This is a genomic window from Flavobacterium luteum, assembly GCF_008806775.1.
Lineage (GTDB): Bacteria > Bacteroidota > Bacteroidia > Flavobacteriales > Flavobacteriaceae > Flavobacterium > Flavobacterium luteum.
On sequence record NZ_WAEM01000003.1, the window covers coordinates 410,415 to 425,016 of the forward strand.

The window sequence follows — 14,602 nt, forward strand, 5'->3', positions numbered from 1 at the left end:
CTTTTTTTTAAACCATTAGTACTGTTTTTCTATTTGCTTAAATAACAAATAAACGCAAGTCTTAATATCAGCCAGCGCATTTAAATACATTCAGTTTTTCATTGATATAAACCTTGTATTTCTTTAATGCTTTCCTTCATGGTTTCTACCAAAATTTTGGGTGCTAGTACTTTAACATGACTACCATATTTTAGGAGTTCCATTACAATGTCATCAGTAAGATGAATGTAAATTTCCGCTACTATGGTTTCCTCGTTTTCTTCAACTATTTGTTGGGAGTCGTGTAATGGAAATGTTTTGATATAGTTTCCTTGTTGTTTAGAAAATTGCAAAATTACTTTCTCAGCAGGGGCATAAGTTTCAACCCCAAAAGCATGTTGAAACGCTTTGACTACATTATAAGCAATGGGTTTAAATTTGGTATCAGTAATTTTTAAGTGAGAGATGCGGTCCAAACCAAAAGTCTTTACAGTATTGGTGCTTATTTCGAAAGCTACCAAATACCATCTTTGTTGCGATTCTTTTACAGCAATGGGTTTAACCAAGCGTTGCGTACTAAAATTGTCCCAATGTTTTTGATGGGTAAATTGTATAATAGTAAGATTTTGTATGGCATGAATAATACCATGAATGTGTTCCGTTCCTAACGATTTTCTTTTTTCAAGAAACACACTTGGAGATAATTTATTCCCTTCTTGTAGCGCATGATGTATCGAAAAAGCATCTATCATTCGAGTTACCGATTGGTTTTCTATCTCCGCTTCATCAATAGCGTAGGTTTTGTCTTTTCGGTCATAGTGTATCACAATTCCAAAAAGGGTAATGATGTCTTTCTTGTCACGCTCAAAGGTGCGTATAGCATATTCAAAAGACGTTTCAATATCATCTTGTTCCAGTTTGCTCATCACATGTTTTTGCAGTTCGTTAAAACTAGAAGGTCTGCTTCTTAAACGTTCTATGACGTACAAATACCTTTTAAAATAAATTAATTTTGACATAATTTCGAAATATTTTTCAAAGATAATTTATTTGTCTGCCATTTTGTGACGGAGTAAAATAAATAAAATAGTTATTATATAAAACCGTATTGCTTATAATAAATTATCAAAAAAAACCTTTGGTTCTTTCAAATTTTACTCTAGCACTGCCAAGACTTCCTAAATTATTTTTGGCAACAATAATCTCAGCTTCTCCCGCTGTTGGCAATCCCTCATCGTCATCCCACTCGTCAATTTTATAATATTCAGGTCTGTATAAAAGTAAAATCAAATCAGCAAAAGTGTCTATAGGTGCTTGCCTTCTAACTTCTGATAAACAGGGTCTTCTTTTGTAATGTTTACGATAATTTTCTTGTGTTTCAAAAAAGACTAGTATAGCAATATTAAATTTTGTGGCTAATTCTTTTAGTCGGTAAGTTATTTTTGCTAGTTCTTTTTTGTTTAATACTGTACCAACCTTGTCGTTTTTGTTTTTGGCAATCAGTTGCAATGAATCAATCATAATGATTTCTGCAAAATTAGAGGGATTACATTCAAGTGCTTCTTCAATTTCAGATATGGTACGAAATGGATAGTCAGCAATGTATAAAGGTGATTGTTTTAACTCTTCTATTTTTTTTGACACAAGTTCTATTTCATTTTCATTGAGCATATCCAATTGTAATTTTTCATTAGAAATATTAGTTTGTTGTTTAATCATCCGAACCATAAACTGTTGGTTTGTCATTTCTAAACAGAAAAAAGCAGTTGGACATTGATTTTCAATTGTCATTTTGCGAATCAATGATACTGCAAATTCAGTTTTTCCTATCCCTTTAACACCACCAATTAATATTAAATTAGAAGGGTGAAAACCTTTAGTTATAACATCAAGTTTATCAAATCCCGAGGAAATTCCTGTAATTTGTTTTTCATTTTTAGTGAGGCTATTTAGTCTTTCTTTAAAATCGTAAGCTAGCTCACTCAAAGCTTTAAATTCTATAAAATCCATACTTTTTTTGCAAAGAAACTGGGGTAATATGCCAAAATAAGGCGTGGCAAAAATTATATTACTAGACTTTAATGTTAAAAGTATTTCTATAAATTAAGAAAAAACAGTTGTGATAAACCTAATATAAGAACTCAAGTGTATGGGTAGATGTTAAACAATAATTAATCCATCATTATTATATTGTTGATTTTTGTATGTAAATTTGCAAACTCAATTTTTTGACAACGATTTCATTAATTGAGTTATTTTATGGAAAATAGAAAAAAAGTAGCATTCTACACTTTAGGATGTAAATTAAACTTCTCAGAAACATCTACTATTGCACGTAATTTTCAAGATGAGGGTTTTGACCGTGTCGATTTTGAAGAAGTGGCAGATATTTATGTAATCAACACCTGTTCGGTTACTGAAAATGCCGATAAACAGTTCAAACAAGTGGTAAAAAAAGCCATGAAACTCAACGAGAAGGCTTTTGTAGCTGCTGTAGGCTGTTATGCCCAATTAAAACCTGAAGAATTAGCCGCAGTTGATGGAGTAGATTTAGTTCTTGGCGCTACCGAAAAATTTAAAATAACCGATTATATTAATGATTTGTCCAAGAATGATTTTGGAGAAGTGCATTCTTGCGAAATATCGGAAGCCGATTTTTATGTAGGCAGTTATTCCATTGGTGATAGAACTCGAGCTTTTTTAAAAGTCCAAGACGGTTGCGATTATAAATGTACCTATTGTACGATTCCTTTAGCAAGAGGAATTTCTAGAAGCGATGCGCTTGAAAATGTTTTGAAAAACGCTTACGAAATCTCCCAACAAGGCATTAAAGAAATTGTTTTAACAGGTGTGAATATTGGTGATTACGGAAAAGGAGAGTTTGGAAATAAAAAACACGAACACACTTTTCTTGATTTAGTAAAAGCTTTGGATGAGGTTGAAGGAATTGAACGTTTGCGAATATCGTCAATAGAACCCAATTTATTAAAGAATGAAACTATCGAATTTGTGTCTAATAGCCGAACGTTTGTGCCGCATTTTCATATTCCATTGCAATCCGGAAGTAACGATATTTTAAAGTTGATGAAACGTCGGTATCAACGTGAAGTATATACGGAAAGAGTCAATACAATTCGGAAAGTAATGCCAAATGCTTGTATAGGCGTTGATGTGATTGTTGGATTTCCTGGCGAAACCGACGAACATTTTTTAGAAACCTATCATTTTCTGAATGAATTGAATATTTCGTATTTGCACGTATTCACCTATTCAGAACGCGATAATACCGAAGCCGCAACAATGGAAGGAGTAGTTCCTTCGAATGTACGGGCTAAAAGAAGTAAAATGTTACGAGGATTATCTGTTAAAAAACGCAGAGCTTTTTATGAAAGTCAGATAGGAACCAATAGGACGGTGCTTTTTGAAAGTGAAAATAAAGAAGGTTATATTCAAGGTTTTACCGAAAATTATGTAAAAGTAAAAACCCCTTGGAATCCAGAATTAGTAAATACGTTACAAGAAATAAATCTTACACGAATAGATGAAGATGGAAGCGTGAGAATGGAGTTTTTGAATGTAACAATTTAAATTTAAAACACAAATTCCATAAATTGGCACTAATTTGATTTCGTGTTCATTTATGGAATTTGTGTTTTTAGAAAGGAAAAATAATAAAATTAAATTTTAATTCCTGGAGGCAATAAATCTCTGTAAATAGTATTTTTTCTAAAGAATAAAGCAATTTTAGGAAGAATAGGAACTACTTTTAATTTGCGTTCATATGCAATATTCATAATGTTTTTTAACAACTCATTGATAAATTCCTCATCCAAAAAAGTATCGGGAACATTTATTTTTGTTAAAAATATTTTTTTTTCTTGAAAAGAATATTCCACAGAAATCAATCCTTCATCCACTATCGTTTCAAATTGTCGAGCAAAAGTATTGTCTTTAATCTCCATCATCATTGCTGCTTCCATAATTAATTGTTTCTTTGGTAGTTAAAAAAATATTTTAAATTTTAAGGTGTTTACTTTTTGCTATAAATTGGTAAAAAATTTATATTTAAAAAGTAGCTACAAATTTAATCAATTAACAGCTACTATTCAATATTTAAAAGTCTTATTTTTTGAACTCATAAAATAGTGATAATTTTACATGTCTTTAAAACAGTTGTAAATATAAAAAGGTAGTTTTATCAATAAATATAGAATAGCATAATGAGTAAAATCCCTGTTTATTTTATGCCAGGATTAGCTGCAAGTTCATGTATTTTCGAAAGAATTTCGCTTCCTTCATCTGTATTTGAAACAGTACTTTTAGAATGGGAAATACCTTTAGATCATGAGTCTTTAACTGATTATGCCAGACGCATTACCGAAAAGATAAAGCATAAAAACCCAGTGTTGATAGGTGTTTCTTTTGGAGGAATTTTAGTTCAAGAAATGAGCAGGTTTATTAATGTAAGAAAAGTAATTATTATTTCGAGTGTTAAAACCAATTTGGAGTTTCCATTACGAATGAAAATTGCTAAAACGACAAAGGCGTATAAACTTATACCAATGAATTTATTTTTAAGCATAGAAAATTTAGCAAAATTTTCTTTTGGGGATAAAGTCAGTCATAGGCTTAAATTGTATGAAAAATTTTTGTCGGTGAGAGACAAACGCTACTTGGATTGGGCTATTGAGCAGCTAATTTTATGGAACAGAACTGAGGCAGATTCAAACGTTATACATATTCATGGAGATGCGGATGATATTTTTCCAATAAAATACATTAAAGATTGTATCATTGTAAAAGGAGGTACGCATATTATGATTTTAAATAAATATAGGTGGTTAAACGAAAATTTACCCAAAATAATTCTGGAAGAAAAGAATTAAGATGGTTCGATTTTTGTATGTTTACAATACCAAAAATAAAATAAAATGAACGGGATAAAAAAAGCAAGTTTAATAACTGCAGTAGTTTTTGCTAGTGGATTACTCATTTATGCATCGTCAACAGAAACTAAAAATAAAATAACCAAAGAAGGGACACCTCAATATTTTCCCACAAGTATAGATTTTGCGGGAGAGCAAACTCCTTTGCAAATAACAGATGTTAGAGAGCGACTCGATAGAGAGTTATTAATAAATGCAAATCTTGATGCTACAACCTTATTGATTTTAAAAAGAGCCAATAGAGCTTTTCCTGTTATTGAACCTGTTTTAGCTAAATACAATGTGCCTGACGATTTTAAATATTTAGCAGTTATAGAAAGTGCTTTGGTAAATGCGGTTTCTCCAGCTGGAGCTAGAGGTGTTTGGCAATTCATGCCACAAACCGCTAAGGAAATTGGAATGGAAGTAAACGAGTCTGTTGACGAAAGGTATCATTTAGAGAAATCTACTGAAGCTGCTTGTAAATATTTATTGGATGCCAAAGCAAAGTTTGGTTCTTGGACATTGGCAGCCGCATCTTATAACGGCGGTATGACAGGTGTAAACAAACAAATCGAATTGCAAAAAGTATCCAGTTACTACGATTTATTACTTAACGATGAAACTTCTCGCTATTTGTTTAGAATTTTAGCTTTAAAAGAAATTATGAAAGCACCAGCTAAATATGGTTTTACTGTAAATACGGAGCAGCTGTATGTAAATCTCCCAACTAAAAAATTAGAAATTGATAGTTCAATAAATGATTTAGCCACATTTGCAAAATCACAGGGAATAAACTATAAGATTTTGAAAATTCACAATCCGTGGCTAAGAGATAAAAAATTAGTAAACGTTTCAAGAAAAAAATACGAAATACAAATTCCGTTAAGTGGCTATTAACATGAAATCATAAAAAAACCATCGCAAATAAGTGATGGTTTTCAGTTTTATAAATAGATTAGATTAATTACATTTTCTTCATTTGCCCTTTCATCATAGTGATTTGCTCTTTCAGCATGCCTTGTTTGTCTAATTTTTTAGCTTCATTTAGTAAATTTGTTGCTTCCAATTTTCGTCTTCTAGTCATGGCAACTCCAGCAAGATTCAATTTGCAAACTGCTAAATCCATATCCATCGTTAAACCTAATTCAATAGCTTTCTTAAAAAACTTCTCTGCCTGAATCAAATTAGTTTGCGAAAGCATGATTCCGTGTAAATAATTAAAGTAGCCTTGTTGTTTTCTAACTAATGCACTTTCTGGTTTTTTGATGTAAGCTAACCACTTTTGTGCTCCGGGAAAGTCTTGTTTTCTTAATTTTAAGAATGCTAATAGGATAAATTCATTTTTAAAATAGAGAAAAATTGGGATTGCAGACAATAATATTAGGAAAATTCCATTGCCTATATTATTATCAATCATTTGCCAAATACCAGTAACTATAATAAGTCCGCCGAGTAGTAATTTAATATTTTTATGAAACATGATATGTGTATTTATAAGTTTGCAAATATAGTAAAAGGATTTTAAAATATTTTTATAAAACTACTTGCCAGAAAAAAAAGACTTCGTATATTTGCACTCGGTTTTAGAAGAACGGTTTCTAAAAACAATTACCGCAAATAATCAAAGATTTTAAAGATACAAAGCAATGAGCAAAAGAACGTTTCAACCATCGAAAAGAAAAAGAAGAAATAAGCACGGATTTATGGACAGAATGGCTTCTGCAAATGGAAGAAAAGTGCTTGCTCGTAGAAGAGCTAAAGGAAGACACAAATTAACTGTTTCTAGCGAACCTAGACATAAAAAATAATGTTTATCTAAAATTTAAATAAAGGCGTTACTGTTACTAGTATCGCCTTTTTTTATATCTTTTCGGGAATAAAAAGGTTAAAATCTAAACAACATACAAATCTAACTACACAATGCCAAAAGACAATTCTATAAAATCGGTTTTAATAATAGGCTCAGGACCAATAGTAATAGGACAAGCCTGCGAATTTGATTATGCGGGGTCGCAATCAGCTCGTTCGATTAGAGAAGAAGGAATTGAAGTAATTTTAATCAATTCTAACCCAGCAACTATCATGACCGACCCAAGTATGGCAGATCATATTTATTTGTTGCCTTTAACCACAAAATCAATTATAAAAATATTAAAAGAGCATCCGCAAATTGATGCCGTATTGCCTACAATGGGAGGGCAAACTGCCTTAAACCTTTGTTTAGAAGCGGATGAGAAAGGAATTTGGGCAGATTTTGGGGTTAAATTAATAGGTGTTGATGTAAATGCTATAAATATTACCGAAGACAGAGAACAATTCAAACAATTACTCAAGAAAATAGGAGTTCCTTCTGCCCCTGCAGAAATTTGTACTTCCTATCTTCGAGGGAAAGAAATTGCTCAGGAATTTGGTTTCCCCCTTGTAATTCGTCCTTCATTTACTTTAGGAGGAACTGGAGCAGCAATTGTTTATAAAAAAGAAGATTTTGACGAACTTTTAACTCGAGGTCTTGAAGCTTCTCCAATTCACGAAGTTTTGATAGATAAGGCTTTAATGGGTTGGAAAGAATACGAGCTAGAACTGCTTAGAGACAAGAATGATAATGTAGTTATTATTTGTTCTATAGAAAATATGGATCCAATGGGAATTCATACTGGGGATTCTATCACTGTGGCACCAGCAATGACTTTATCAGATACAACATTTCAGAGAATGCGTGATTATGCCATTTTGATGATGCGTAGTATAGGAAATTTTGCAGGAGGTTGTAACGTACAGTTTGCGGTTTCGCCTGATGAAAAAGAGGATATTGTTGCTATTGAAATCAATCCTCGTGTGTCACGCTCGTCCGCTTTGGCTTCAAAAGCTACGGGTTATCCCATTGCCAAGATAGCCTCTAAATTAGCTTTAGGATATAATTTAGATGAATTGCAAAATCAAATTACCAAGTCTACTTCGGCGTTATTTGAACCTACTTTGGATTATGTAATCGTAAAAATACCTCGTTGGAACTTCGATAAATTTGAGGGAGCCGATAGAACTTTAGGATTGCAAATGAAGTCTGTTGGTGAAGTAATGGGAATTGGGCGTTCCTTTCAAGAAGCTTTACACAAAGCCACACAATCTTTAGAAATTAAAAGAAATGGGCTAGGGGCTGACGGTAAAGGATATAAAAATTACGAACAAATTATAGAGAAACTAACATATGCAAGTTGGGATAGAGTTTTTGTGATTTATGATGCTATAGTAATGGGAATTCCTTTAAGTAGAATACACGAAATCACAAAAATTGATATGTGGTTTCTAAAACAATATGAAGAATTGTATTTGCTTGAAAAAGAAATTTCTAACTATTCTATAGACGATTTACCTAAAGATTTGCTTCTTGAAGCCAAGCAAAAAGGCTTTGCCGATAGACAAATTGCTCACATGATGAATTGCTTAGAAAGTCAAGTGCATAAACTTCGTGAAGACAAAAATATCAATCGTGTTTATAAATTAGTAGATACATGTGCGGCAGAGTTTAAAGCTCAAACTCCATATTATTACTCTACTTTCGAAGCTGAAATTGAAACTCCAGCAGGTGAAATTTACGTTCACAACGAAAGTGTTGTTACTCCAGATAAAGAAAAAGTTATTGTTTTAGGGTCTGGCCCTAATCGTATAGGTCAAGGAATCGAATTTGATTATTCCTGTGTTCATGGAGTTTTAGCAGCCAAAGAATGTGGATATGAAACCATCATGATCAACTGTAATCCAGAAACCGTTTCAACTGATTTTGATACTGCTGATAAGTTGTATTTTGAACCCGTTTTTTGGGAACATATTTACGACATCATTCGTCATGAAAAGCCAATTGGAGTAATTGTTCAATTAGGGGGTCAAACTGCTTTAAAAATATCTGAAAAACTATCCAAATACGGAATTAAGATTATCGGTACGAGCTTTGATGCTTTAGATTTAGCTGAAGACAGAGGTCGCTTTTCGGAACTGTTGACCGAATTAAAAATTCCTTTTCCACAATTCGGAATTGCAGAAACTGCCGACGAAGCCTCAGCATTGGCAGATACTTTAGATTTTCCTTTATTGATTCGTCCTTCTTATGTTTTGGGCGGCCAAGGAATGAAAATTGTAATCAACAAACAAGAATTAGAAGAGCACGTTATTAATTTATTAAAATCAATTCCAGGTAATAAATTGCTTTTAGATCATTACCTAGATGGAGCAATTGAGGCGGAAGCAGATGCGATTTGTGATGGTGAAAATGTTTATATCATTGGTATTATGGAGCATATCGAACCTTGTGGTGTGCACTCAGGTGATAGTAATGCCACTTTACCGCCCTTTAATTTGGGAGAATTTGTAATGCAACAAATAAAAGATCACACCAAAAAAATAGCTTTGGCACTAAAAACCGTTGGACTAATCAACATTCAGTTTGCTATAAAAGATGACATCGTTTATATTATTGAAGCCAATCCTAGGGCTTCTAGAACGGTTCCATTTATTGCGAAAGCCTATGGCGAGCCGTATGTGAACTATGCTACTAAAGTAATGTTAGGTCATAATAAAGTAACCGATTTTGCATTTAACCCGCAATTAAAAGGATTTGCCATCAAGCAACCAGTATTTTCATTTAGTAAATTTCATAATGTAAATAAAGCTTTGGGACCAGAGATGAAATCAACTGGAGAAAGTATTTTGTTTATTGATGATTTAAAAGACGATCAGTTTTATGAATTGTACTCGAGACGTAAAATGTATTTGAGTAAATAGATTAAAATCCCGAATTGCATCGGGATTTTTTTTTGAGTATTTTTAAATATGCTATTAATGACTTTTATCATAAATGCTAGTTTAACTTATATATACCTTTGTAAAGATAAAAATACATTTCATTTTTTATGCTTAAACATTTCTTTAAAGTAATATTCGTTTTAGTTCCATTCTTAGTTTTAAGCCAAAAACAAACAAGTAAGGATGTCAATAATCAGACTCAAACATGGTTTAGTTTGAACAACAATATAAAGATTAATGAACATTGGTCTTTATTAGCCGATTTTCATATTAGGAAGAATGATTTTTTAGATAACGAAAGTTTTTATTTTGTTCGATCTGGAATAGGGTACTCACCAAACTCTAAGGTTTTCTTTGTAGCTGGTTATGCTCACATGTGGCTGGCGCCCACTAAACCTGAATGGAATATTTTTTCTAACGAAAACCGTTTCTATCAACAAGCGCAATTGAGTTCTAAAATTGGTAATGTTAGCGTTTTGCAAAGAGTCCGTAATGAACAACGCTGGCAAGAAATGATAGTAAATGATGAAAAAACAGGAGCCAATAGGTTTACAAATAGGGTGAGGTATTTGCTAAGTTTTAATATTCCTATATTCAGGAAAAGTACAATGCCATCGTTGATAGTTTCTGATGAAGTTTTAATTCATTTCGGAAAGGAAGTCATTTATAATACATTTGATCAAAATCGAATTTTCATTGGAATGAAGCAATGTATAAATCCCAAACTTAGTTTTGATTTTGGTTATATGAATGTTTATCAACAAAAATATTCAGGATTTCAATACGATTCCAATCATACTTTAAGGTTGTTTTTCTACTACAATACTAGCATAAATGCATTAACACATTTCAAACTTCATGAATCTGGAGATGAGTAATAAATTTTAACGTGTATATATTAATCAAAAAAGCCCATCAGTTTAAACTGACGGGCTTTTTTATAAGTAAGTAATCTTAAATTGAGTTGATAAAACGTTTATTTTACTTTATTAAGTACAGCTTTGAAAGCTTCAGGGTGGTTCATCGCTAAATCAGCAAGAACTTTTCTGTTCAATTCGATTCCGTTAGCTTTTACTTTCCCCATGAATTGTGAATAAGACATCCCTTCTAAACGAGCTCCAGCGTTAATACGTTGAATCCATAAAGCACGGAAATTTCTTTTGTTCACTTTTCTATCTCGGTAAGCATAGCACATAGCTTTCTCAACCGCATTTTTCGCAACTGTCCAAACGTTTTTACGTCTACCAAAGAAACCTTTGGCTTGCTTCATTATCTTTTTTCTTCTTGCTCTTTTAGCAACTGAATTTACTGATCTTGGCATAATTTTTCTGTTTTTTTGTAGCAGGCGTCCCGAATTGAATCAAGGGAACTTAAGGCCATACCCCAAGGTTATTAAATAATTTTTAACCTAAAGAATTCATTTTAATTAGCAATTGTTAATTATCAATTGTAAATTAATTAGATGATTCTTAATTGTTGTTTGATGCTTTTCATATCTGTTTTGTGAACTAGTGCTGAGTGTGTCAATGCTAATTTACGTTTTTTAGATTTTTTAGTCAAGATGTGACTTTTAAAAGCGTGCTTTCTTTTAATCTTTCCAGAACCAGTAACTTTAAATCGTTTCTTGGCGCTAGATTTGGTTTTCATTTTAGGCATTTTTTCCTAGTGTTTTTTAATTTATTCTTACTTACTATCTTTGCGAGATTGCGAAGCACCCGAGCTAAGCTAACGGAGCTTCTGCTAATCTCAATATATTTTATTCCTTTTTTGTCCCCCTCCTTTGGAGGGGTTGGGGGAGGATTATTTTTTCTTCTTCGGAGCAATAAACATAATCATTCTCTTTCCTTCAAGAACAGGCATTGCTTCTACTTTTCCAAACTCTTCAAGATCAGTAGCCAATCTCAATAATAAGATTTGTCCTTGATCTTTGTATATAATAGAACGTCCTTTAAAGAAAACAAACGCTTTCAATTTCGACCCGTCTTTTAGGAATTTCTCCGCATTTTTTCTTTTAAATTCGTAATCATGCTCATCTGTTTGTGGGCCAAAACGAATTTCCTTCACTACAATTTGAGTAGATTTTGCTTTCAGTTCCTTTTCACGCTTTTTTTGCATGTAAACAAACTTTTTATAGTCCATTATTTTACAAACAGGCGGTTCTGCATTAGGCGAAATTTCAACTAAATCCAATTCAAATTGGTCAGCTAATCGTAATGCTTCGGAAAGTTTAAAAACTCCGGGCTCAATATTTTCACCTACAAGTCTTACTTCTTGCACTCCACGAATAAGATTATTTATTCTATGGGCATCTTTTTTTTCTACTCGAGGTTGGTAACCTCTATTACTTCTTATTGCTATGGCTTTATAATTTAAGTTAAACTGTAAATACTTTTAATGTTTTTTTAATTTCTTCATCTACAATTGAAGCAAATTCTTCTATTGTAACGCTGATATTTCCTTTTCCTTCTTGTCCGTGACGACGTATAGAAATAGTTCCGTTTTTCTCCTCTTCCTCGCCTACAATAAGCATGAACGGGATTTTTTGCATTTCTGCATCTCTAATTTTTCTTCCAATCGACTCATTTCTGTTGTCAATTAGGGCGCGAATTTCGTGATTTTCTAGCAGATTTAAAACTTTTTTAGCATAATTTTCATATTTCTCGCTCAAACACAATATTATAGCTTGTTCTGGCATTAGCCAAAGAGGGAAATTTCCTGCAGTATGTTCTAATAAAATAGCAATAAATCGTTCCATTGATCCAAAAGGAGCACGGTGTATCATTACAGGTCTGTGCAATTCATTGTCAGAACCTTTATAAGTCAATTCAAAACGTTCAGGTAAATTGTAATCTACCTGTATAGTCCCTAGTTGCCATTGTCTTCCCAAGGCATCTTTTACCATGAAATCTAATTTAGGGCCGTAAAATGCCGCTTCACCATATTCAACAACAGTATTCAAACCTTTATCTGCGGCAGCATTTATAATTGCGTTTTCTGCTTTTTCCCAATTTTCATCGCTGCCTATATACTTATCTCTATTCTCTTTATCACGTAATGATATTTGCGCGGTAAAATTTTCAAATCCTAAAGAACCAAATACATAAAGAACTAAATCAATTACTTTCTTGAATTCCTCATCTAATTGTTCAGGAGTACAAAAAATATGAGCATCGTCTTGAGTAAATCCACGAACACGTGTCAAACCATGCAATTCACCGCTTTGTTCGTATCGGTATACCGTTCCAAATTCAGCATATCGCTTTGGTAAATCTTTATACGACCAAGGCCTTACGTTATATATTTCGCAATGATGAGGACAATTCATTGGCTTCAATAAAAATTCTTCACCTTCGGCCGGAGTATTTATGGGCTGAAAACTATCAGCGCCATATTTAGCATAATGGCCAGAAGTTACATACAATTCCTTTTGTCCAATGTGTGGCGTAACCACTTGCTCGTAACCCGCTTTCTTTTGAGCTTTTTTTAAAAATTGCTCTAATCTATCTCTTAAAGCAGCTCCTTTTGGTAGCCATAATGGTAAACCAGCTCCTACTTTTTGTGAAAACGCAAACAACTCCAATTCTTTGCCTAATTTTCTATGGTCTCTTCGTTTGGCTTCTTCTAATAATTCTAGATAGTCAGTTAAATCTTTTTGTTTAGGAAACGAAACTCCATAAACACGAGTAAGTTGTTTGTTTTTTTCATCGCCACGCCAGTAAGCACCAGCAACGCTCATGATTTTCATTGCCTTGATGATTCCAGTATTCGGAATATGACCACCACGACACAAATCAGTAAAAGTAGAATGGTCACAAAAAGTTATCGTACCGTCTTCTAAATTGGTGATTAATTCTGTTTTATATACATTGTCTTTATAAATCTCAAGAGCTTCGGCTTTAGAAACAGGGCGCAATTTAAATTCATGTTTTTCTCTTGATATTTCAAGAACCCGATCCTCAATTTTTTTAAAATCAGCATCCGAAATTTTATGGTTTACAAAATCAACATCGTAATAAAACCCATTGGCAATTGCAGGCCCAAGCGTTAATTTAATTCCAGGAAACGTTTCCTCCAAAGCTTGTGCCATAACGTGCGAAGTCGAATGCCAAAAGGCCTTTTTGCCATTTTCGTCATTCCAAGTATATAATATAAGAGAACCATCCGTCGTCAATGGAGTTGAGGTTTCAATAGTAGTACTATTAAAAGAAGCAGAAATCACATTTCTAGCCAAACCTTCACTAATGCTTTTTGCAACATCCATAGGAGTTACGCCAATCGCAAACTCTTTAACTGACCCGTCGGGTAAAGTAATCTTAATCATTTATTCTATTTTTAATGAACCGCAAATATAGAGGTTTACAAAAACACATACAATATATATTAGTTAGGAATTAAAATTTTATTTCATCAGGAGCCATTTCCTGCTGTTCACTGTATCTTTTATGACGAACTCCGTCATAAAAGGATGCCGTTTCCATCAGGGCTATATCAAAATAAGTTGCAAATCTATGTTTGTTAAAAAAACTTTTCTCTTCAAAAAGCGCCAAATCAGTCAATTAAAAAAAAGCTTCAAAATACTTTACCAAAAGGTTTGCGAAAGTGAATTAGTTGTTTACTTTTGCACCCGCATTGAGAGTGACGTTCTTTAAAAATACTGAAAAGCAAAGCTACAAAAGTTGTCAACAACTCATTAAAAAGATTTGCTCTAAGATAAAAAACTAGTTACCTTTGCATCCCGCAAGAGTATAAAAGTTTGTAAAAATATTGAGGATAAGCGATTTAGAAATAAAATCAAAAAAATTATTTAAAAAAGCTTGTTAGATAGAAAAGAATGTTTACTTTTGCACCCGCTTTGAGAATGAAAGCGCAATAAAAGAAGAAGAACACGTTCCTAGACA

The 14,602-nt window shown here is 32.7% G+C and carries 15 protein-coding genes; 6 read left to right on the top strand and 9 right to left on the bottom strand.

Going from position 1 to position 14,602, the window contains the following annotated elements:
- Positions 1–98: 98 nt before the first annotated feature.
- Both F6464_RS09045 and F6464_RS09050 read right to left on the bottom strand, forming a co-directional pair.
- The gene (locus F6464_RS09045) at positions 99–998 is read right to left on the bottom strand and encodes a helix-turn-helix transcriptional regulator (RefSeq protein ID WP_151107477.1); all 900 of its coding nucleotides are present in this window, start codon (positions 996–998) and stop codon (positions 99–101) included.
- A gap of 106 nt (positions 999–1,104) precedes the next feature.
- Complete coding sequence (locus F6464_RS09050) at positions 1,105–1,989, bottom strand: replicative DNA helicase (RefSeq protein ID WP_151107478.1); 885 nt, start codon at positions 1,987–1,989, stop codon at positions 1,105–1,107.
- Positions 1,990–2,238: 249 nt separating this feature from the next.
- On the opposite strand from F6464_RS09050, the gene mtaB reads away from it, so the two are divergent.
- On the top strand, positions 2,239–3,567 hold the full coding sequence (mtaB, locus tag F6464_RS09055; RefSeq protein ID WP_151107479.1) for a tRNA (N(6)-L-threonylcarbamoyladenosine(37)-C(2))-methylthiotransferase MtaB: 1,329 nt from the start codon (positions 2,239–2,241) through the stop codon (positions 3,565–3,567).
- An 89-nt stretch (positions 3,568–3,656) separates the two neighbouring features.
- Here the strand turns inward: mtaB and F6464_RS09060 are convergent, their stop codons facing one another.
- Positions 3,657–3,941: a GNAT family N-acetyltransferase gene (locus F6464_RS09060; protein ID WP_151107503.1), complete on the bottom strand. Its 285-nt coding sequence runs from the start codon at positions 3,939–3,941 to the stop codon at positions 3,657–3,659.
- A 258-nt stretch (positions 3,942–4,199) separates the two neighbouring features.
- Between F6464_RS09060 and F6464_RS09065 the strand changes: the two genes are divergently transcribed.
- Positions 4,200–4,865, top strand: coding sequence for an alpha/beta hydrolase (locus F6464_RS09065; protein ID WP_151107480.1), 666 nt, complete (start codon positions 4,200–4,202; stop codon positions 4,863–4,865).
- Positions 4,866–4,910: 45 nt separating this feature from the next.
- Positions 4,911–5,804, top strand: a complete 894-nt coding sequence (locus tag F6464_RS09070; RefSeq protein WP_151107481.1) for a lytic transglycosylase domain-containing protein — start codon at positions 4,911–4,913, stop codon at positions 5,802–5,804.
- A 67-nt stretch (positions 5,805–5,871) separates the two neighbouring features.
- Here F6464_RS09070 and F6464_RS09075 read toward each other — a convergent pair whose 3' ends face one another.
- Complete coding sequence (locus tag F6464_RS09075) at positions 5,872–6,387, bottom strand: DUF2892 domain-containing protein (protein ID WP_151107482.1); 516 nt, start codon at positions 6,385–6,387, stop codon at positions 5,872–5,874.
- A 166-nt stretch (positions 6,388–6,553) separates the two neighbouring features.
- Here F6464_RS09075 and rpmH point away from each other — a divergent pair, with 166 nt between their 5' ends.
- From rpmH to F6464_RS09090, 3 genes are all read left to right on the top strand, one after another.
- Positions 6,554–6,715, top strand: a complete 162-nt coding sequence (gene rpmH / locus F6464_RS09080) for a 50S ribosomal protein L34 (protein ID WP_008464848.1) — start codon at positions 6,554–6,556, stop codon at positions 6,713–6,715.
- 112 nt (positions 6,716–6,827) lie between these two features.
- Positions 6,828–9,683: a carbamoyl-phosphate synthase large subunit gene (gene carB / locus F6464_RS09085; protein ID WP_151107483.1), complete on the top strand. Its 2,856-nt coding sequence runs from the start codon at positions 6,828–6,830 to the stop codon at positions 9,681–9,683.
- Positions 9,684–9,811: 128 nt separating this feature from the next.
- Positions 9,812–10,582 carry a DUF2490 domain-containing protein gene (locus tag F6464_RS09090; RefSeq protein ID WP_151107484.1) on the top strand — a complete coding sequence of 257 codons (771 nt, stop codon included), beginning with the start codon at positions 9,812–9,814 and terminating at the stop codon, positions 10,580–10,582.
- A 98-nt stretch (positions 10,583–10,680) separates the two neighbouring features.
- Here the strand turns inward: F6464_RS09090 and rplT are convergent, their stop codons facing one another.
- The 5 genes from rplT to F6464_RS14500 form a co-directional block, all read right to left on the bottom strand.
- Positions 10,681–11,025 (bottom strand): 50S ribosomal protein L20, encoded by a 345-nt coding sequence (rplT, locus tag F6464_RS09095; RefSeq protein WP_035633036.1) that lies wholly within the window; start codon positions 11,023–11,025, stop codon positions 10,681–10,683.
- A gap of 137 nt (positions 11,026–11,162) precedes the next feature.
- Complete coding sequence (gene rpmI / locus F6464_RS09100; protein ID WP_022827375.1) at positions 11,163–11,360, bottom strand: 50S ribosomal protein L35; 198 nt, start codon at positions 11,358–11,360, stop codon at positions 11,163–11,165.
- A 144-nt stretch (positions 11,361–11,504) separates the two neighbouring features.
- On the bottom strand, positions 11,505–12,062 hold the full coding sequence (gene infC / locus F6464_RS09105) for a translation initiation factor IF-3 (protein ID WP_394349405.1): 558 nt from the start codon (positions 12,060–12,062) through the stop codon (positions 11,505–11,507).
- A 16-nt stretch (positions 12,063–12,078) separates the two neighbouring features.
- The gene (gene thrS, locus F6464_RS09110; protein WP_151107486.1) at positions 12,079–14,025 is read right to left on the bottom strand and encodes a threonine--tRNA ligase; all 1,947 of its coding nucleotides are present in this window, start codon (positions 14,023–14,025) and stop codon (positions 12,079–12,081) included.
- Positions 14,026–14,095: 70 nt separating this feature from the next.
- Complete coding sequence (locus F6464_RS14500) at positions 14,096–14,260, bottom strand: hypothetical protein (RefSeq protein WP_191963346.1); 165 nt, start codon at positions 14,258–14,260, stop codon at positions 14,096–14,098.
- Between the last annotated feature and the right edge of the window lie 342 nt (positions 14,261–14,602).